A 16,900-nucleotide genomic window follows, 5' to 3' on the forward strand; every position below is an offset into this window, starting at 1 on the left:
ATCCATGCAGAAAATCGTAGTGACCGGCGGTATCCCGCTGCAGGGCGAAGTCACCATCTCCGGCGCCAAGAACGCGGTGCTGCCGATCCTGTGCGCCACCCTGCTTGCCGACGCGCCGGTGGAGATCACCAACGTGCCGCATCTGCACGATGTGGTCACCACCATCAAGCTGCTGGGCGAACTGGGCGCCGGCATCAGCATCGATGAGGGCACGCTCTCGCGCGGCAGCGGCATCATCGTCGACCCACGCAGCGTCAACCAGCACGTGGCGCCGTACGAACTGGTCAAGACCATGCGCGCCTCGATCCTGGTATTGGGCCCATTGCTGGCCAAGTACGGCGCGGCGGAAGTGTCGCTGCCCGGCGGCTGCGCGATCGGATCGCGCCCGGTCGACCAGCACATCAAGGGGTTGCAGGCGCTGGGCGCGGACATCGTGGTCGAGAACGGCTACGTGAAGGCCAAGGCCAAGCGCCTGAAGGGCGGTCGCTACGTGTTCGACATGGTCACCGTGACCGGCACAGAGAACGTGCTGATGGCGGCCACGCTGGCCGAAGGCACCACGGTGCTGGAGAACGCGGCGATGGAGCCGGAGATCACCGATCTGGCGAACTGCCTGATCGCGCTGGGCGCGGACATCGAGGGCGCGGGGACGCCGCGCATCGTGGTGCGCGGCGTCGAACGCCTCAATGGCGGTCGCCACGCGGTGCTGCCGGATCGCATTGAGACCGGCACCTTCCTGGTGGCGGCGGCGATGACCGGCGGCCGGATCATCGCCCGGCGCGCGCGCGGCGACACCCTCGATGCGGTGCTGGACAAGCTGAGCGAGGCGGGCGCCTCGATCGAAACGACCGCCGACACCATCAGCCTGGACATGCAGGGCAGGCGGCCGCGCGCGGTCAGCCTGACCACCGCGCCGTACCCGGCGTTCCCGACCGACATGCAGGCACAGCTGATGGCGCTGAACTGCGTGGCCGAGGGCGTGGGCGTGATCAACGAGACCATCTTCGAGAACCGCTTCATGCACGTGAACGAATTGCTGCGCCTGGGCGCGGACATCCGCGTGGAAGGCCATACCGCGATCGTCCGCGGGGTGGAGAAGCTCAGCGGCGCGCCGGTGATGGCGACCGACCTGCGCGCGTCGGCCTCGCTGATCCTCGCCGGCCTGGTGGCCGAGGGCGATACCGTGATCGACCGCATCTACCACCTGGATCGCGGCTACGAGAACATCGAAGAAAAGCTGGGCGCGCTGGGCGCCAAGATCCGCCGGATTTCCTGAGTAGGCCACGATGTCGACGACCAAGCGCGCACGCTTCTCGCCCCGCCGCAAGGCGCTGCTGGCCTTCTTCGTCCTGCTGCTGGCGGGGCTGGCCTACCTGCATTTCACCGGCGCCGCCGGCACCAGCGGCATCACCAACAAGGACATGGACTGGAACGGCGACGGCAACGTCACCGAGCAGGAAATCATGCAGGCCTTCTACGCGGTGGTGGTGGAGAAGCAGACCGAGGGCCGGCGCGAATGCCGCTCCTACAGCTGGCGAAGCGACGGCGCCTCGATCCGGGTGGATTGCCGGACCACGGTTGCGCCGGACGCAACACCGGCGAAGTAACAGGCAAACAAAAAGCCCGGCGAATGCCGGGCTTTTTTGTTCCGGTGCGCTGGCTCAGCGCCAGGACTTGATGGTCAGGTCGATCGAATCCTGGCCGTTCTCGCGCTGCAGGATGCGCGCCGGCACCGGCATGTCCGGCACCACCCAGACGATCATTTGCTTGTTGCCGTCGGTGCGGACCACCTTGGTGGCCTGCTGGGGCTTGCCGGCCACCGTGATCTGTTCCTTGCCGGCGACCTGGTAGGTCATCGGCTTGGCCCGGCCGTTCTCGACCATGCGATAGCGCAGCGGCTTGCCGGCCGCGACGTCGCGCACGATCGCCAGGTTCACCAGCAGCGCGTCCATGTCGCCGGGCTGAAGCTTCAGCGGGCCGGCGCGATCGGGCTTGATGTCGCCGGTCCAGGTGGCCTGCGACTTGCTCCAGTCGTAAACCGTGTCCACCGACTTCTTCTTGACCAGGATGCGCGAGCTGTCGCTGCTGGACAGCGGGCGCAGGCGGCCGTTCTGCTCGTCGAACACGGTCTTCTGGCTCAGATCGACCAGCTGGTTGCGGATGCTCAGGCTGTACTGCCAGCGGTTGTTGCCCTGCGCGGCGACACTCATCTGGCCTTCGCCGAGCATGCCCAGCGCGCTGGCCTGGTACTGCGCGGTGAAGGCATCGATGGCCCAGGCCGGCGCGGCGGCCAGCGCAAGCAACGCGGCCAGCGCGGGGGCGCGGAAGCGGAACAGCGGAGCGGTCTTGTTGTTCATGGCTTACGGTACTCCTTGGTACTCGATCAGGCGCAGATCCAGTTTGTCCTCGCCATCCTCGCGCTGGAGGATGCGGATGGGCGTCGGGACACCCTGTGCGACCCAGAAAATGGTTTCATCATTGCCGCCATTGGTGCGATCCACGCGCATGGCGTCGTAGCTGAGATCATCCACCGCGACGATTTCCGTCTGCGGGGCGACCGCATACTGGTAGTCGCGGGTCTTGCCGAAATCGACCACCCGGTAGTGCAATTGGCGGCCGGGTTCGGCATCGCGGATGACCGCCAGGTTGACCAGCAACGCGCTCATGTCGCCGGGCTGCAGCGGAACGGGCGCGCGGCGGTTCTTCTTCAGGTCACCCTGCCAGCGGGCCGACAGGGCGTTCCAATCGTAGACACCAACCACTTTCTTGCCGGTGAAAAGGGCACTCTGGGTCGTGGCCTGGCTGAGCGGCCGGAACCCCTCGCCGACCGTGTCGAACAGGGTGCTCTGCTGGATGTCCAGGCCCGACAGGCGGGCCAGTCCGCGGGTTCCGCGCACGCCCAGATCGACCTGCCAGCGCTCGCTTCCCGGCACCGGCGCCACCTTCATGGTCGCGCTGCCGGCCAGCTTGCCGGCGCGATAGGCATCGTAGGTGGCCACGAACGGTTCCAGCGCCCAGGCGGGAGCACCGAGCAACAACAGGGTGGCCAGCAGCAGTGCGCGGGTCGGGAGCGGCGTCATGTCGCGGTGGGGTGGGTGAGTTGACCGGCAGAATCTAGGGACAGGGGTTTTAATAAGGGCTGACCATCCAGCCAGGCCTCGTCTCCCTGTTCAGTGAGACGGCCTTGGACCACCCACGCCGTGACCGCCGCCAGCAGGGCGTGCTCGCGGGGCAGCAGGCGAACGGCCAGATCGTCGGGCTGATCGCCTGGCAGCACGGGGATGACGGCCTGGGCGATCACCGCGCCGGCGTCCAGTTCCGGCACTACCCAGTGCACGCTGGCGCCGTGTTCGCGGTCGCCCGCTTCCAGCGCCCGCGCGTGCGTGTGCAGGCCCCGGTATTTCGGCAGCAGGGAAGGATGGATGTTGAGCAGGCGGCCGCGGAAGCGCGCGGTGAACGTTTCGCCGAGGATGCGCATGTAGCCGGCGCAGATCACCCAGTCGGGACGAACCGCTTCCACCGCGTCGGCTAGCGCCGCGTCGAAGCTGGCGCGATCCGGGAACCGGCGCGCGTCCCCGCTCCAGCGCAGCGGTTCCGGCACCCGGGCCAGCGCGGGGGCCTTGGGCTTGTCGGAAAACACGCCCACGACCTCCGCCTCCAGTTGTCCGGCGGCGATGGCGTCGAGCAGGGCCTGCAGGTTGCTGCCGCGGCCGGAGACCAGGATGGCGATGCGGTTCTTCTTCATGCGTGGACGGATTCCCGGCGCTCGCGCCGCATCAATGGCCACATCGCCAATGCGCCAAGGGTCGCCAGCAGCATGTCGGCGTGGGCATCCCAGATGTCACCCTGCTGGCCGTTGTAGGACTCGGCCGCTTCCGGCGAAAGCGCCAGCGCGATGCCCCATTCCAGCCATTCATACAGCAGGCTGGTGCACATGATCAGCATCACCGCGATGGCGAAGCCCTGGCCCGCGGCCAGTGGCCAGCGCTGGCGCAGCCAGTGCCAGGCCGCGGGAGTGAAGCAGACGCCGTAAAGCAGGTGGATGAGGCGATCGAAGTGATTGCGCCGCCAGCCGAACAGTTCTCCCGGCGTGTGTCCGGTCAGCGCACGCGCCCACTGGTCATAGGGCACGTTGGAGTACAGCCAGCGCGCACCAATGCAATGCAGGGCGATGAAGAAGCAGATCAACGCGAAATGCGACGTGCGCATCGGCCAGCGCCGATCGTGCGCGTACAGCCAGATCAGGCCCACCACGGTCAGGCTGCTGTGCAGCGCCTGTTCGAGTGGCCAGCGTGGCGCGATCCAGCTGAGGGCGAAGATCGCCAACGTCGATGCGAAGGCGATCCGTTTGCCGGCCTGCATCGGAATCAGCCGATCGACACGCGCTCGGCGCCGTCGGCCCGGGTCACCTCGCCGATGCGCCAGTTGGGCAATTGCAGGCGGGCCAGGTCGGCTTCCACCGCGGCGGCCTCGGACGGCGAGACCACCAGCACGAAGCCGATGCCGCAGTTGAAGGTGCGCCACATTTCGTTGTTCTCGACCGCGCCCTCGCGCTGCAGCCAGTCGAATACCGCCGGCAGGGCCCAGGCGCTGGCTTCGATGCGCAGGCCAAGGCCGTCCGGGATTACCCGGATGATGTTCTCGGTCAGGCCGCCGCCGGTGATGTGCGCCATCGCGTGCAGATCGTGGACCCTCAGCAGTTCCAGGATCGGCTTGACGTACAGGCGGGTGGGCGCCATCAGCGCGTCGACCAGCTTCACCCCGCCCAGATCCAGATCGCCCGGACGGCCGGCGCGGTCGTAGATGCGCCGGATCAGCGAATAGCCGTTGGAGTGCGGGCCGCTGGAGGCGATGCCGATCAGTAGATCGCCGGCACGTACCTTGGCACCGTCGAGCAGCTTCGATTTCTCGACCGCACCGACAGTGAAGCCGGCCAGGTCGTACTCGCCCGGCGGATACATGTCGGGCATCTCCGCGGTCTCGCCGCCGATCAGCGCGCAGCCGGACAGTTCGCAGCCCTTGGCGATGCCGCCGACCACGGCCACGGTGGTTTCAACGTCGAGCTTGCCGGTGGCGAAGTAGTCGAGGAAGAACAGCGGTTCGGCACCCTGGACCAGCACGTCGTTGACGCACATGCCGACCAGGTCGATGCCGATGGTGTCATGGCGGTTCAACTGCTGCGCGAGCTTGAGCTTGGTGCCCACGCCGTCGGTACCGGACACCAGCACCGGCTCCCTGTACTTGCCGGACAGATCGAACAGCGCGCCGAAACCGCCCAGGCCTCCCATCACCTCGGGACGGAAGCTGCGACGGACCAGCGGCTTGATGCGTTCGACCACCTCGTTGCCGGCGTCGATGTCGACCCCTGCGTCGCGGTAGGTCATCGGAGTGGAGGCGGGAGGCGTCGGCTGGGTCACGGTGGTTCGTCGCAAGGGCAAGGCGCGTGATTTTAAAGGAATCCGCGCCCGGTTCGGACGTTCCCTGAACGGCCGGCGTTGGCGCTGGGGACCCATTCGGGCAACAATTCCCCCGATTTGCGGAGCACAGGGACGCTCGATGCGCTGGATGAGAGCTTTCGTATTCGCCGTGGCCACGCTGGTGGCCGCCTCGTGGACGGCCTTCCCGGCCCAGGCCCAGAGCGGCCTGCGGACCGAGGGGGACGTCGCCGCCGCACGCGGCGCCTATGAGGCCGAGGTGCCGGTGAACGGGCAGGGCGAGCCGGAACGCAACGGCGCGTTCGCGCGCGCGCTGGGCGTGGTCCTGGCCAGGATGTCCGGCGACCGCGGGGTGACCGGACGGCCCGGCGTGGGCCAGGAATTGCGCAACGCCCGCAACCTCGTCGACAGCTATGACTACCGCCAGGACCAGGGCAGTTCGCCCAGTGGTGCGCCGACGTTCCGCACCACCCTGATCGTCCGCTTCGATTCCGACGCCGTCGACGGCCTGGCCGCGGTCCTGGGCCTGCCGGTCTGGCCGCAGCCGCGGCCCAAGCCGGTGGTCTGGCTGGCCATCAACGACGGCAGCGGTCCGCGCCTGGTCGGCCTGTCGCAGGCCAACGCGGTGCGCCCGCTGCTCAACCGCGCCCAGGACCGGGGCTACAGTCTCGGCCTGCCGGCCGGCAATGCCGCCGAGCAGGCACTGGTGGGCGCGATCTGGCGCCAGGACGCCGCCGCCGTGGCGCGCGCCTCGGCCCGCTACAGTCCGCCGATGCAACTGATCGGCAAGCTCTACCGCAACAAGGGCGGCTGGACCGCCGACTGGGTGTTCGTCGACGGCGGCAAGGTCCTGTCCACCTGGTCGACCAGCGACGCCGACGCGCGCCGGGCGATGGCCGGTGGCGCGGACGGCACCGCCGATGCGCTGGTCAAGCGCTATGCCAAGCGCGGCGCGGCCGGTCCGGCCGGTACCTACCGGGTGGTGTTCGCCGGCATCAACAGCACGGACGACTACGTGCGCCTGATGAGCCAGTTGCAGAAGATGGCGGTGGTGCGCCGGATCACCCCGGTACGTGCCAGCGGCGACACCCTGGAACTGGACCTGGAGCTGATCTCCGGCCTGTCCGGCTTCCGCCGCATGCTGGGCGAGGACAGCCCGCTGATCGGCGGCGAGGGCGAGCCGCCGCTGTTCCGCCTGAAGTAATTTCCACCGCACCTACAGGACGTTCATCCGCATGGATCTTTCCTCCACCCCGGTCGGCACCCTGGCGAGGCGTTGGCAGTGGCTGCTGATCGCCGCCATCGTCGGTTGGCTGATCTACCTGCTGGCCCCGGTGCTGACGCCGTTCGTATGCGCCGCGCTGCTGGGCTGGCTGGGCGATCCCTGGGTGGACCGGCTGGAACGCACCGGCCGCTCGCGCACGACCTCCGTGGTGCTGGTGTTCACCCTGATGCTGCTGTTGCTGGTGCTGGCGCTGCTGATCCTGGTGCCGATGCTGGAACGCCAGATAGTCACGCTGGTGGAATCGCTGCCCGAATACCGCGACTGGTTCGTGCAGCGGGCGCTGCCGTGGGTCGAGCAGCATACCGGCCTGGAACTGGTGGCCTGGCTGGACCCGGAGCGGATCATGGAATGGCTGCGCGGCCACTGGCAGCAGGCCGGCGGCGTGGCGGCGACGTTCTTCGGCTACCTGTCGCGTTCGGGCTTCGCGATGATGGCGTGGGTCGCCAACATCGTGTTGCTGCCGATCCTGACGTTCTACTTCCTGCGCGACTGGGACAAGCTGGTGGAGCGCGTGGCCGCGCTGGTGCCGCGTGATCATGTCGCCACGGTCGATCGCCTGGCGCTTGAATCCAACGACGTGCTGGGCGCGTTCCTGCGCGGGCAGTTCCTGGTGATGCTGGCGCTCGGCGCGATCTACGCGATCGGCCTGTCGGTGGTCGGCCTCAAGCTGGGCCTGCTGATTGGCATCATCGCCGGCCTGATCAGTTTCGTCCCTTACCTGGGAACGGCCAGCGGCATCGTCCTGGGCGTGATCGCAGCGCTGGTCCAGACCGGCGGCGATTGGAGCCTGGTGGCGCTGGTGCTGGTGGTGTTCGTGATCGGGCAGATGCTGGAAGGCTACGTGCTCACGCCGCGCATCGTCGGCGATCGGATCGGCCTGCATCCGGTGGCGGTGATCTTCGCGATCATGGCGGGCGGCCAGTTGTTCGGCTTCCTCGGCATGCTGCTGGCGCTGCCGGTGGCGGCGGTCGCCAACGTGCTGCTGCGCTATGCACACGAGCGCTATACGCAAAGCAAGTTGTACGCGGGCGAGCATCCGACCATCCTGCTCGATTCCTACGTCGACAAGAGCACCCTGGACAGGGGCGCACCGGACGAGAGCGCGCAGGACAAGGACGCCGGCAACCGGCCGAACCCGGAAGGCAAGTGAAGTGAGCCGAGCCACGTCTTCCGGCGGGCTGACGCCGCAGCTGCCGCTGGCGCTGCGCTATCCGCCGGACCAGCGTTTCGAGAGTTTCATCGGCGCGCCGGAAGGCGCGCTGGCCCAGTTGCGCGCGCTGGCGGAGGGCACGTCGTCCGATTGGTTGTACCTGGTCGGCGCGCCGCGCACCGGCAAGACCCATCTCTCGCTGGCCCTGTGCGCGCACGCCGAGCAGGCCGGCGCGCGCGCGGCATTCCTGCCGATGGCGGCGGCAGCCGGGCGGTTGCGCGACGCGCTGGACGCGCTGGAAGGCCACGACGTGGTGGCGCTCGATGGCCTGGACCTGATTGCGGGCGATCGCGACGACGAGGTGGCGCTGTTCGATTTCCACAACCGCGCGCGACCCGCCGGCATCCGCGTGCTCTATACCGCGCGTGACGTGCCCGCCGAGATCGGACTCGTGTTGCCCGATTTGCGCTCCCGACTGGCGCAATGCGCGCGGGTGATGCTGGTGCCGCTGGACGACGCCGGGCGTCGCGACGTATTGCGCGAACGCGCGCAGCGCCGCGGGCTGGTGCTGGAGGATGCCGCGATCGACTGGTTGCTGACCCGCACCGACCGGGACCTGGGCCGGTTGGTGGCGGTGTTCGAGCAACTGGATCGCGCCTCGCTGGCAGCGCAGCGGCGCATCACCGTGCCGTTCCTGCGCAGCGTGCTGGAGCCGCGCTGACCGTCGCCGCCGCAATGGGACAGGCGCGCCGCGTTCCGGCACGACCTCGCGATCCGGCATGGCGAAAAAACCGCCAACCCGCTTGACACGCCCGGCCCGCGGGGCCGCGCGCCACTTATCCACATCTTTACCGGATTTTCATCCACATGGACTGTGGACAACCGTGATGCGGTGGAAATCGTCGCTCAGGCACCGAGTGCCGCGTCTAGCTCCGCCAGCCGTTCCGGCGTGCCGACGTCGGTCCAGCGTCCGCCCCAGTATTCACCGGTGATGGCGCCCGTCGGCATGTGCGCGCGCAGCAGCGGCGCGAGCATGAAACGCGGCGGATCCCCGGCGGTGTCACCAATGACGGCGCGCCAGCCGTCCAGCAGGGCCGGGCGATAGATGCCCAGGCCGGCATAGGTCAGGCGGCGCGCGCCTTCGGCGCGGACGCTGCCATCGTCCTCCAGCGCGAAGTCGCCATGGGTCTTGTGTGCGGGCGGGTCCACCAGGACCAGATGCGCCAGCCCGGCTGGCTCGGCGGGCAGACGAGTGAAGTCGTAGTCGGTCCAGACATCGCCGTTGACCAGCAGGAAAGGCGCGTCACCGAGCAGCGGTCGCGCGTGCAGCATGCCGCCGCCGGTTTCCAGCGGCGTGGGACCCTCGTGGGACCAGTGCAGGCGCAGGCCCCACCGTTCGCCGTCGCCCAGCAACTGCGGGAACTGATCGGCCAGCCAACTGATGTTGATCACCACGTCGCGGATGCCCATCGCCGCGAGCTTCTCCAGGTGCCAGACGATCAACTGCTTGCCGCCCGCGCTCAGCAATGGCTTGGGCGTGTGATCGGTCAGCGGACGCATGCGCTCGCCCAGTCCGGCGGCGAAGATCAGGGCCTTCATGCCGGCGCCTTCGCGCGCATGGCGGGCTTGATGCGTTCGTCCAGCAGGGTGCGCAGATCCGCCAGCAAGGGATGGCGCGGCAGCACCTCGTCGAGGAAGGCGATGAAGCGGGGCGCATCCGGCAGGTAGCGGGTCTTGCCGTCGCGATAGTGCAGGCGGGCGAAGATGCCAAGGATCTTCAGGTGCCGCTGGATGCCCATCCAGTCGGCATCGCGCAGGAATACCGGCCACGGGTCCGGCACCGGTATGCCGGCCTGCAGCGCCCGCGCATGGTATTGCGCCAGCCAACCGTCAACCCGCGCCAGCGGCCAGCTGAGGAACGCGTCCTTGAACAGGCTGACCGGATCGTAGGCCACCGGTCCCCACACGCAGTCCTGGAAATCCAGCACGGTCGGCAGCGGGCGCGTCGGCATCAGGTTGCGCGGCATGAAGTCGCGATGGGTCAGCACCCGCGCCTGCGCCAGCGCGTTGTCCATCAATCGCCGCTGCACCAGCTGCAGCCGTTCGCTTTCGCCGCAATCCAGGGCGATGCCCAGGTGGCGGCCGAGGAACCATTCCTCGAACAGGCCCGCATCCCGCTGCAGCAGCGCCTCGCCGAATTCACCGGTGCCTTCCGGCGGGGTGATGCCCTGCAGCTTGATCAACTCGCCGATCGCCAGATCGAACCAGCCGTCCGCGCTGTCGGCATCGATGCTCTGGGCCAGGGTGGGGCCACCCAGATCTTCCAGCAGCAGGAAGCCGGCCTCGACATCGCGCGCGATGACCTGCGGTACCCGCACGCCGCCGCCCTCCAGCAGGTCGCGCGCCTTCAGCCAGGGACGCACGTCTTCCAGCCCTGGCGGTGAATCCATCACGATCCGGCTGGGCCGCGTGCCCTGCGTGCGCCAGTAACTGCGGAAACCGGCATCGACCGAGGCCCGCTCCAGCGCCAGCGCGGGCGCGTCCGCCGCGGTCCTCGCCCAGGCAAGGCGTTGCGTGGCGCGGGCATCTTCTTGGAGCTCGGTGGTCATGCGGTGTCCGGACAGGGGCGGTTGCGGGCTAAAGGGTAAACTGCCGTCCTCATTTCGTGCGAGAGACCCATGGCCGCACTCCAACCCGTCCTGCTTTCCGGCGGTTCCGGCACACGCCTGTGGCCGCTGTCGCGCGAGGCCTACCCCAAGCAGTTCCTCCCGCTGGCCAGTGACCACACCATGGTCCAGGACACCTGGCTGCGGATCGCGCCGCTGGCCGGCGCCCGGCCGATCGTGGTGGCCAACGAGGAACACCGCTTCCTGGTCGCCGAACAGTTGCGCCAGATCGGCGCACCGGCACCGCACATCCTGCTGGAGCCGGTGGGCCGCAACACCGCACCGGCGATCGCTGCCGCCGCCCTGCAGGCGATGAGCACGGGCGACGATCCGATCCTGCTGGTGTTGCCGTCGGATCATGTCGTCCATGATGCCGAGGGGTTCCGCCAGGCGGTGCGGGCGGCGCTGCCGGCGGCGGAAGCGGGTGCGCTGGTGACGTTCGGCATCGTGCCCGATGCGCCCGAGACCGGTTTCGGCTACATCCAGGCCGATGCCGGCGAAGGCCTGCGCAAGGTATCGCGCTTCGTCGAAAAACCCGATGCCGCCACCGCGCAGGCCTATCTCGACGCGGGCGGCTACTACTGGAACAGCGGCATGTTCCTGTTCCGTGCCAGCCGCTACCTGGAGGAACTGGAACGGTTCCGGCCCGACATCGTCGCCGCGGTGCGCGCCGCGTTCGCTGGCGCCAACAGCGATGGCGACTTCGTGCGCCTGGACAAGGATGCCTTCGCCGCCAGCCCCTCCGATTCCATCGACTACGCGGTGATGGAGAAGACCGGCGATGCGATGGTGCTGCCCGTGGACATCGGCTGGAACGACGTCGGCAGCTGGTCGGCGCTATGGGAAGTCGGCGAGCGCGACGCGGAGGGCAATGCCCACCACGGCGACGTCATCGCGGTCGACACCCGCAATAGCTATGCCTACGCGCAGCGGCTGGTCGCACTGGTGGGCCTGGACGATGTCGTGGTGGTGGAGACCGACGACGCCGTACTGGTGGCGCGCAAGGACCGCGTGCAGGAAGTGAAACAAGTGGTGGCCCAGCTGAAGGACGGCCAGCGCAGCCAAGCGGTCCTGCATCGCGAAGTGCACCGGCCCTGGGGCAGCTATGACTCGGTGGACATGGGCACGCGCCACCAGGTCAAGCGGATCAAGGTCAAGCCGGGCGCCAAGCTGTCGCTGCAATCGCACGCGCATCGCGCCGAGCACTGGATCGTGGTCAAGGGCGTGGCGCGGGTCACCCGTGACAACGACGTGTTCGAACTGTACGAGAACCAGTCCACCTACATTCCGATTGGGGCCAGGCATCGCCTGGAGAATCCCGGCAAGGAAGCGCTGGAGCTGATTGAAGTGCAATCCGGCGACTACCTGGGCGAGGACGACATCGTCCGTTACTCGGACATCTACGGGCGCAGCGAGTAAACCGTGGGCGACGCGGTGCGCTTTGGCCTGGAGGATCTGGTGATCGATCTGGAGCGCCAGCGGGTCGAGCGCGGGGGCGTGCCGCTGAATGTCGCCGGCCTCAGTTTCCAGTTGTTGCGCTACCTGCTGCTGCAGGGCAATCGCGTGGTGGGTTTCGACGAACTCATCGAACAAGTGTGGGCGCCGGCCGTGGTCAACGAGGAAACGGTCACCCAGCGGGTCAAGCTGCTGCGGCAGGCATTGGGCGACGATGGACGGCAACCACGCTATCTGCGCTCGGTACGCGGACAGGGCTATCAATTGTGCGCGCTCCCCCGGCTGTTGCCGGATGAGCGGGAGTCCGCCGACGCGCCACCGCCGGGGCCGGTGATGCCCGAGCGGTCCGTGCCGCGGGCCTGGTGGTGGGGCGTGGGCGCGCTGGTTGTCGTTGCCGTGGTGCTGGCGTGGGGATACGGCAAGCGAAACGCAGGAACGGCGAAGCCGGCCGTGGCGGTTTCGCGGACCGACAGTCTGGTCCAGCGTGCCGCCTACTACGCGGGCATCGGCCAGCGGGACAACAACGAGCGCGCGATCGACCTCTATCAACGCGCGCTGCGGGAAAATCCCGGCGACCTGGAGGCCCGGGTCGGTCTCAGCCGCGCCTACAGCGCACGGGTCTGTCTTTTCAATTTCCCACCCGAGTGGGCGGAGAAGGCGCAGCAACTCGCCGAATCAGCCATCCGCGCTCAACCGGAGCTTGCATCGGCTTATGCCGCGCTCGGTTACGCGCACGATTGCCGCGGCCGCATCGACGATGCGCTCGCCGGCTACGAGCGCGCGGTGGCGCTGGATCCGGGCGCCGACAACAGCCGCGCTTCCGCGGCCTATCTCTATGATCGCAAGGGGCGCCTGGCCGATGCGCTGTCGGCGAACACGTCCCTGCAGGGCGATCCGTCTCGGGTGCGCTACCTGCAATTGCAGATCGCCAACAATCTCGATCTGCTGGGTTATCCGCAGGCGGCCGAGGCGCGCTACCGGCGCAGCTTCGAGCTGTATCCGGACAATGTGTTCTCCAACATCGCCTGGCCGCGCTACCTGTTCCGGCACGGCCGCCTGAGCGAGGCGCAGGCGGCATTGGACGAAGCGAAGCAGCGAGGCACCGCGCATGCCGATCTGCACTTGCTGGATGCGGAACTGGCACGGCTGCGCGGCGACGGCGCGGCTTCCGCGCGCGCCTATCGGGATGCGGTCGCGTTGCGGCCGCAGGCCAGCCTGCCAACCACGCTGGCGCGCATCGACGCCGGCCCCGTGGACGCGGCCTGGGCCCGGACGCGCGCCGGACGCCTGGCCGAGGACCTGGCGGGCGGCGCCGGTTATCCCGCCGACTGGCTGGAAGTGGCGTTGCTGCACGATGCCGCCGGCGACCGTGCGGCGGCGCTGGCCGCCCTACAGCGGGCCGTCGACGGCGGTTACAGCGATGCGGACTACCTGCGGGTGTCGCCGTTGTTCCGCGCGATGGCGACCGAGCCCGCGTTCGTGCGCGGACTCGACGCCATCAGCCGCCACATCGCCGCCGAACGCGCGAAGGTGCCGACCCCGCTGCTGGCGAAACTCACGGCATCGCCGTGAGCAGGTAGTCGCCGAACATCCGCTGCGATTGCGGGTGCACGTCGCGCTGGTTGTAGGAGGTCCGGGTGATCACCGCCACCAGCTTCCGTTCCGGCACCATGAACACGTAGTTGCCGCCGTTGCCCGACATGGTCCAGGCCGGCTGTTCGCGCCCGTCGCGGGTGAAGCGGAATCGCCAGAACTGGTAGCCGTAGTCGGCGTCCTCGCGCGCCTGCGCGTGCACGGTGAGGGCCCGTTCGATCCATCCGGCGGACAGGATTCGCCTGCCGTGCCAGGTGCCGCCGTCCACCACCAGTTGGCCCAGCTTGGCCAGATCCCGGCTGCGATAGCGGGTGCCGCCGCCGCCCATGCCGACGCCTTCGCTGGAACGGTTCCACTGCACCCGGGTGATGCCGAGTGGACGTTCCAGCACCTCGGCGGCGAACTCCGGCAACGGTTTGCCGCTGACCCGTTCCACCAATGCACCGAGCAGGAAACTGCCCGCGGTGCAGTAGGAGAACGTGCGGCCATGCGGACTCTGCTCCGGCCGTTTCACCCAGGGCGCGTAGCCGCGCAGCGGCAGGTCCAGAGCAAAGCGGGCCCAGTGCTCGCTGACGTACATGCGTTCCTCGTTGCCGGAGGAGAACGGATTTTCGTCGTCGCAATCCCAGGCCGAACTCATCGTCAGCAGATCCTCGACGGTGATGGCCTGCTTGCGCGCGCTATCGTGCTGCCAGGGTGCCAGGTCACGAAAATGGTCGTACACGCGGGCATGGGCATCCGGGAGCAGGCCGCGATCAATGGCCGCGCCGACCAGCAGCGCGGTGACGCTCTTGGTGGCCGAGCGGGTGTCGTTGAGCACGTCCGGGCCACCGCCGTTGAAGTAGCGCTCGTAGACCAGGCGACCGTCCTGGGCGACCAGCACGCTGGTGACGCCGGGGAAGTCGCCGCGGGCAATCGCGGCCTCCAGCGCGGCAAAGCGTTCGAGCTTCCATCCCTCGCGTCCGGCGTCGGCCACGTCCCAGCCATCGGAAGCGGACGCGGGGATCCGGTAGGCGGTGGCGGCCTGCGCGCATGCGCAGGCGGGGGCGACCAGGGCAAGGCAGGACAGGATCAGGCGGGGCAGGGCACGCATCGTTCGGCTCCAGGGAAGGGAGCCGGGATTGCAGGGGCCGCGCGGCTGAAGTGCCTGAAAGCTGGATGAAGAATCATGAAGCCCGCCGTTCGGGCGCTTCGTGCAAAGAAAAAACCCCGCCGGAGCGGGGCTTCTTTCCATGAAGGCATGGCGTCAGGCTCTCTTCTTCCTCGCCAGGCCGTAGATGAACAACAGGATGATGGCGCCCACCACCGAGGCGATGAAACCGGCGGGTTCCTCCGGGCCATACCATCCCAGCGCGCCGCCGACGAAGCGGGCCAGCAGCGCACCTGCCACGCCCAGCACGATCGTCCAGATGATGTTGAGTTTGTCGTCGCCGGGCTTGAGCGCCCGCGCCAGCAGGCCGGCCAGGAAGCCGATGAGCAGGGTCCACAGGATGCCGCCACCAAAGATTTGTTCCATCTGAACACTCCGGTCGGGAAGAAGTGGGGGGTGCCGGCAGGGTAACCCAAGCCGCCGCCGGCGCGCATCCCGACCCTCGGCACCGGGCATCCCGGGCCATCCCAAGCCCGACGGAAACGAAAAGAGCCGGGATGATCCCGGCTCTTTTCGCGCTCGCTTGCTGGCGGGGCTCAGCAGCAGCCGTGATCGCCGTGCTGTTCGCCGCCGGCCACCGCGGCCACGCCGGTGGTCTCGCCGCGCAGGCTCGCCGCGTGGTGCTCGGCGATGACCCGGGCCACGCAGGCGGTGACCTTCTTGCCCATCGGGATGTGCAGGAACTCGTTGGGGCCGTGCGCATTGGAGTGCGGACCCAGCACGCCGGTGATCATGAACTGCGCGCCGGGGAACTTCTCGCCGAGCATGCCCATGAACGGAATCGTGCCGCCCTCGCCCATGTACATCGCCGGGGCGCCGAAGAACTCCTGGCTGGAGGCATCGATCGCCCTTTCCAGCCAGGGCGACATCGCCGGGGCGTTCCAGCCGGTGCTGGCCTTCTCCAGATCCAGGCTGACCTGGGCGCCGTTCGGCGGATCCTTCAGCAGCAGCTCCTTCAGCAGCTCTCCGGCGCGCTTGCCGTCCAGCGTGGGCGGCAGGCGCAGCGACAGCTTCACCGAGGTATGCGGGCGCAGCACGTTACCGGCAGAAGACAGCGGCGGCATGCCGTCCACGCCGGTCACCGACAGGGCCGGGCGCCAGGTGCGGTTGAGCACCAGTTCGGTCAGATCCTCGGCCATCGGGGTCATCCCGGGCAGGAACGGGAATTTGTCGAACACTGCCGTATCCAGCACGCGCGCGGCTTCCTGCGCCTGCGCCAGGCGGTCGGCCGGAATCTCGACCTGCAGGCCCTCCGGCAGGATGTGGCCGGTGTTCTCGTCCTCGAGCCGCGACAGCAACTGGCGCAGCAGGCGGAAGCTGGACGGCACCACGCCGGACGCATCGCCGGAATGCACGCCTTCCTCCAGCACCTTGACGGTGAAGTTGCCGCCGGCCAGGCCGCGCAGCGAGGTGGTGCACCACAACTGCTCGTAATTACCGCAGCCCGAGTCCAGGCAGACCACCAGCGACGGCTTGCCGATGCGATCCGAGAGGTGATCGACGTAGGCGGGCAGGTCGTAGCTGCCGGACTCCTCGCAGGCCTCGATCAGGATCACGCAGCGGGCGTGCGGCGCCCCTTGCTGCTGCAGGGCCTGGATGGCGGCCAGCGAGCCGAAAATGGCGTAGCCGTCGTCGGCGCCGCCGCGACCGTATAGGCGATCACCCTTCAGGACCGGGATCCATGGGCCCAGATCCGCGTCCCAGCCGGTCATTTCCGGCTGCTTGTCCAGATGTCCGTACAGCAGCACCGTGTCGGCGCCGGTTTCCGCGCCGGTAGCCGGAATCTCGATGAAAATCAGCGGAGTACGGCCTTCCAGGCGAATCACTTCGACCTGCATGCCCGGAATCGCCTGCGCGCGCGCCCAGGTTTCCATCAGCCGGACCGCCGCTTCCATATAGCCATTCGCAACCCAGTCCTTGTCGAACATGGGCGACTTGTTCGGGATGCGGATGTATTCGACCAACTGCGGGACGATGTCGTCGTCCCATTTCTCGGCCACGTAGCGGTCGACTTTGGCGGTGTCCATGGTGTCTCCAACGGTACGGAATCAGCCGCTCATTCTACGCCTCCCCGAGGGGTAGGAATTTTCCTACACGGTGTCGCGGGGTTTCCCGGCAGTTTTTGACAGCGCCGGGCGATATGTTTTTCCACGGTGGCGGATGAGA

General features: G+C 68.2%; 17 protein-coding genes. 7 read left to right on the forward strand and 10 right to left on the reverse strand.

Going from position 1 to position 16,900, the window contains the following annotated elements:
* Nucleotides 1-4 precede the first annotated feature (4 nt).
* Together murA and AC3DE2_RS03100 are read left to right on the forward strand one after the other, a co-directional pair.
* Nucleotides 5-1,276: a UDP-N-acetylglucosamine 1-carboxyvinyltransferase gene (gene murA, locus AC3DE2_RS03095; protein ID WP_454571098.1), complete on the forward strand. Its 1,272-nt coding sequence runs from the start codon at nt 5-7 to the stop codon at nt 1,274-1,276.
* A 10-nt stretch (nt 1,277-1,286) separates the two neighbouring features.
* Entirely contained in the window at nt 1,287-1,607 is a 321-nt protein-coding gene (locus AC3DE2_RS03100; RefSeq protein WP_488425026.1) for a hypothetical protein, read from the forward strand.
* Nucleotides 1,608-1,661: 54 nt separating this feature from the next.
* Here AC3DE2_RS03100 and AC3DE2_RS03105 read toward each other — a convergent pair whose 3' ends face one another.
* From AC3DE2_RS03105 to purM, 5 genes are read right to left on the reverse strand one after another with little or no spacing between them, the layout of a single operon-like run.
* Entirely contained in the window at nt 1,662-2,357 is a 696-nt protein-coding gene (locus AC3DE2_RS03105; RefSeq protein ID WP_295376806.1) for a DUF3108 domain-containing protein, read from the reverse strand.
* 3 nt (nt 2,358-2,360) lie between these two features.
* Nucleotides 2,361-3,080, reverse strand: a complete 720-nt coding sequence (locus AC3DE2_RS03110; protein WP_295376808.1) for a DUF3108 domain-containing protein — start codon at nt 3,078-3,080, stop codon at nt 2,361-2,363.
* Nucleotides 3,077-3,745, reverse strand: coding sequence for a phosphoribosylglycinamide formyltransferase (gene purN / locus AC3DE2_RS03115; protein WP_295376811.1), 669 nt, complete (start codon nt 3,743-3,745; stop codon nt 3,077-3,079). Before purN ends, AC3DE2_RS03110 begins: the two co-directional genes overlap by 4 nt.
* Nucleotides 3,742-4,362 (reverse strand): DUF2238 domain-containing protein, encoded by a 621-nt coding sequence (locus tag AC3DE2_RS03120; RefSeq protein ID WP_295376814.1) that lies wholly within the window; start codon nt 4,360-4,362, stop codon nt 3,742-3,744. Before AC3DE2_RS03120 ends, purN begins: the two co-directional genes overlap by 4 nt.
* 5 nt (nt 4,363-4,367) lie before the next feature.
* Nucleotides 4,368-5,384, reverse strand: coding sequence for a phosphoribosylformylglycinamidine cyclo-ligase (purM, locus tag AC3DE2_RS03125; RefSeq protein WP_295376864.1), 1,017 nt, complete (start codon nt 5,382-5,384; stop codon nt 4,368-4,370).
* A gap of 172 nt (nt 5,385-5,556) precedes the next feature.
* Between purM and AC3DE2_RS03130 the strand changes: the two genes are divergently transcribed.
* Genes AC3DE2_RS03130 through hda form a run of 3 tightly spaced genes read left to right on the forward strand, consistent with a single transcriptional unit; the run spans nt 5,557 to nt 8,591 of the window.
* The gene (locus tag AC3DE2_RS03130) at nt 5,557-6,639 is read left to right on the forward strand and encodes a DUF2066 domain-containing protein (RefSeq protein WP_488425029.1); all 1,083 of its coding nucleotides are present in this window, start codon (nt 5,557-5,559) and stop codon (nt 6,637-6,639) included.
* 31 nt (nt 6,640-6,670) lie between these two features.
* A complete protein-coding gene (locus AC3DE2_RS03135) occupies nt 6,671-7,870 on the forward strand; it encodes an AI-2E family transporter (protein ID WP_295376817.1) in 1,200 nt (399 codons plus the stop codon).
* Nucleotides 7,871-7,898: 28 nt separating this feature from the next.
* Nucleotides 7,899-8,591: a DnaA regulatory inactivator Hda gene (gene hda, locus AC3DE2_RS03140; RefSeq protein WP_295376867.1), complete on the forward strand. Its 693-nt coding sequence runs from the start codon at nt 7,899-7,901 to the stop codon at nt 8,589-8,591.
* Nucleotides 8,592-8,776: 185 nt separating this feature from the next.
* Here the strand turns inward: hda and murU are convergent, their stop codons facing one another.
* Both murU and AC3DE2_RS03150 read right to left on the reverse strand, forming a co-directional pair.
* Entirely contained in the window at nt 8,777-9,469 is a 693-nt protein-coding gene (murU, locus tag AC3DE2_RS03145; protein ID WP_488425030.1) for an N-acetylmuramate alpha-1-phosphate uridylyltransferase MurU, read from the reverse strand.
* On the reverse strand, nt 9,466-10,479 hold the full coding sequence (locus tag AC3DE2_RS03150) for an aminoglycoside phosphotransferase family protein (RefSeq protein WP_295376823.1): 1,014 nt from the start codon (nt 10,477-10,479) through the stop codon (nt 9,466-9,468). The genes murU and AC3DE2_RS03150 overlap by 4 nt, the downstream gene beginning before the upstream one ends.
* A 69-nt stretch (nt 10,480-10,548) precedes the next feature.
* Between AC3DE2_RS03150 and AC3DE2_RS03155 the strand changes: the two genes are divergently transcribed.
* Both AC3DE2_RS03155 and AC3DE2_RS03160 read left to right on the forward strand, forming a co-directional pair.
* A complete protein-coding gene (locus tag AC3DE2_RS03155; RefSeq protein WP_488425031.1) occupies nt 10,549-11,955 on the forward strand; it encodes a mannose-1-phosphate guanylyltransferase/mannose-6-phosphate isomerase in 1,407 nt (468 codons plus the stop codon).
* Nucleotides 11,956-11,958: 3 nt separating this feature from the next.
* The gene (locus tag AC3DE2_RS03160; protein WP_488425032.1) at nt 11,959-13,563 is read left to right on the forward strand and encodes a winged helix-turn-helix domain-containing protein; all 1,605 of its coding nucleotides are present in this window, start codon (nt 11,959-11,961) and stop codon (nt 13,561-13,563) included.
* Here AC3DE2_RS03160 and AC3DE2_RS03165 read toward each other — a convergent pair.
* From AC3DE2_RS03165 to AC3DE2_RS03175, 3 genes are all read right to left on the reverse strand, one after another.
* The gene (locus AC3DE2_RS03165; protein ID WP_488425033.1) at nt 13,547-14,677 is read right to left on the reverse strand and encodes a serine hydrolase domain-containing protein; all 1,131 of its coding nucleotides are present in this window, start codon (nt 14,675-14,677) and stop codon (nt 13,547-13,549) included. The genes AC3DE2_RS03160 and AC3DE2_RS03165 overlap by 17 nt on opposite strands.
* A 153-nt stretch (nt 14,678-14,830) precedes the next feature.
* Entirely contained in the window at nt 14,831-15,100 is a 270-nt protein-coding gene (locus AC3DE2_RS03170) for a GlsB/YeaQ/YmgE family stress response membrane protein (RefSeq protein ID WP_488425034.1), read from the reverse strand.
* A 170-nt stretch (nt 15,101-15,270) separates the two neighbouring features.
* The gene (locus AC3DE2_RS03175; RefSeq protein ID WP_295376836.1) at nt 15,271-16,761 is read right to left on the reverse strand and encodes a M20 family metallopeptidase; all 1,491 of its coding nucleotides are present in this window, start codon (nt 16,759-16,761) and stop codon (nt 15,271-15,273) included.
* Nucleotides 16,762-16,900: the final 139 nt, after the last annotated feature.

The sequence above is a fragment of the Pseudoxanthomonas sp. 68-E7 genome, assembly GCF_057773145.1.

What these genes read in the sequence shown, in the direction of transcription:
- murA (WP_454571098.1), top strand. Translation starts at nt 5, where the DNA reads ATGCAGAAAATCGTAGTGACCGGCGGTATCCCGCTGCAGGGCGAAGTC.
- AC3DE2_RS03100 (WP_488425026.1), top strand. Translation starts at nt 1,287, where the DNA reads ATGTCGACGACCAAGCGCGCACGCTTCTCGCCCCGCCGCAAGGCGCTG.
- AC3DE2_RS03105 (WP_295376806.1), bottom strand. Translation starts at nt 2,357, where the DNA reads ATGAACAACAAGACCGCTCCGCTGTTCCGCTTCCGCGCCCCCGCGCTG.
- AC3DE2_RS03110 (WP_295376808.1), bottom strand. Translation starts at nt 3,080, where the DNA reads ATGACGCCGCTCCCGACCCGCGCACTGCTGCTGGCCACCCTGTTGTTG.
- purN (WP_295376811.1), bottom strand. Translation starts at nt 3,745, where the DNA reads ATGAAGAAGAACCGCATCGCCATCCTGGTCTCCGGCCGCGGCAGCAAC.
- AC3DE2_RS03120 (WP_295376814.1), bottom strand. Translation starts at nt 4,362, where the DNA reads ATGCAGGCCGGCAAACGGATCGCCTTCGCATCGACGTTGGCGATCTTC.
- purM (WP_295376864.1), bottom strand. Translation starts at nt 5,384, where the DNA reads ATGACCTACCGCGACGCAGGGGTCGACATCGACGCCGGCAACGAGGTG.
- AC3DE2_RS03130 (WP_488425029.1), top strand. Translation starts at nt 5,557, where the DNA reads ATGCGCTGGATGAGAGCTTTCGTATTCGCCGTGGCCACGCTGGTGGCC.
- AC3DE2_RS03135 (WP_295376817.1), top strand. Translation starts at nt 6,671, where the DNA reads ATGGATCTTTCCTCCACCCCGGTCGGCACCCTGGCGAGGCGTTGGCAG.
- murU (WP_488425030.1), bottom strand. Translation starts at nt 9,469, where the DNA reads ATGAAGGCCCTGATCTTCGCCGCCGGACTGGGCGAGCGCATGCGTCCG.
- AC3DE2_RS03150 (WP_295376823.1), bottom strand. Translation starts at nt 10,479, where the DNA reads ATGACCACCGAGCTCCAAGAAGATGCCCGCGCCACGCAACGCCTTGCC.
- AC3DE2_RS03155 (WP_488425031.1), top strand. Translation starts at nt 10,549, where the DNA reads ATGGCCGCACTCCAACCCGTCCTGCTTTCCGGCGGTTCCGGCACACGC.
- AC3DE2_RS03165 (WP_488425033.1), bottom strand. Translation starts at nt 14,677, where the DNA reads ATGCGTGCCCTGCCCCGCCTGATCCTGTCCTGCCTTGCCCTGGTCGCC.
- AC3DE2_RS03170 (WP_488425034.1), bottom strand. Translation starts at nt 15,100, where the DNA reads ATGGAACAAATCTTTGGTGGCGGCATCCTGTGGACCCTGCTCATCGGC.
- AC3DE2_RS03175 (WP_295376836.1), bottom strand. Translation starts at nt 16,761, where the DNA reads ATGGACACCGCCAAAGTCGACCGCTACGTGGCCGAGAAATGGGACGAC.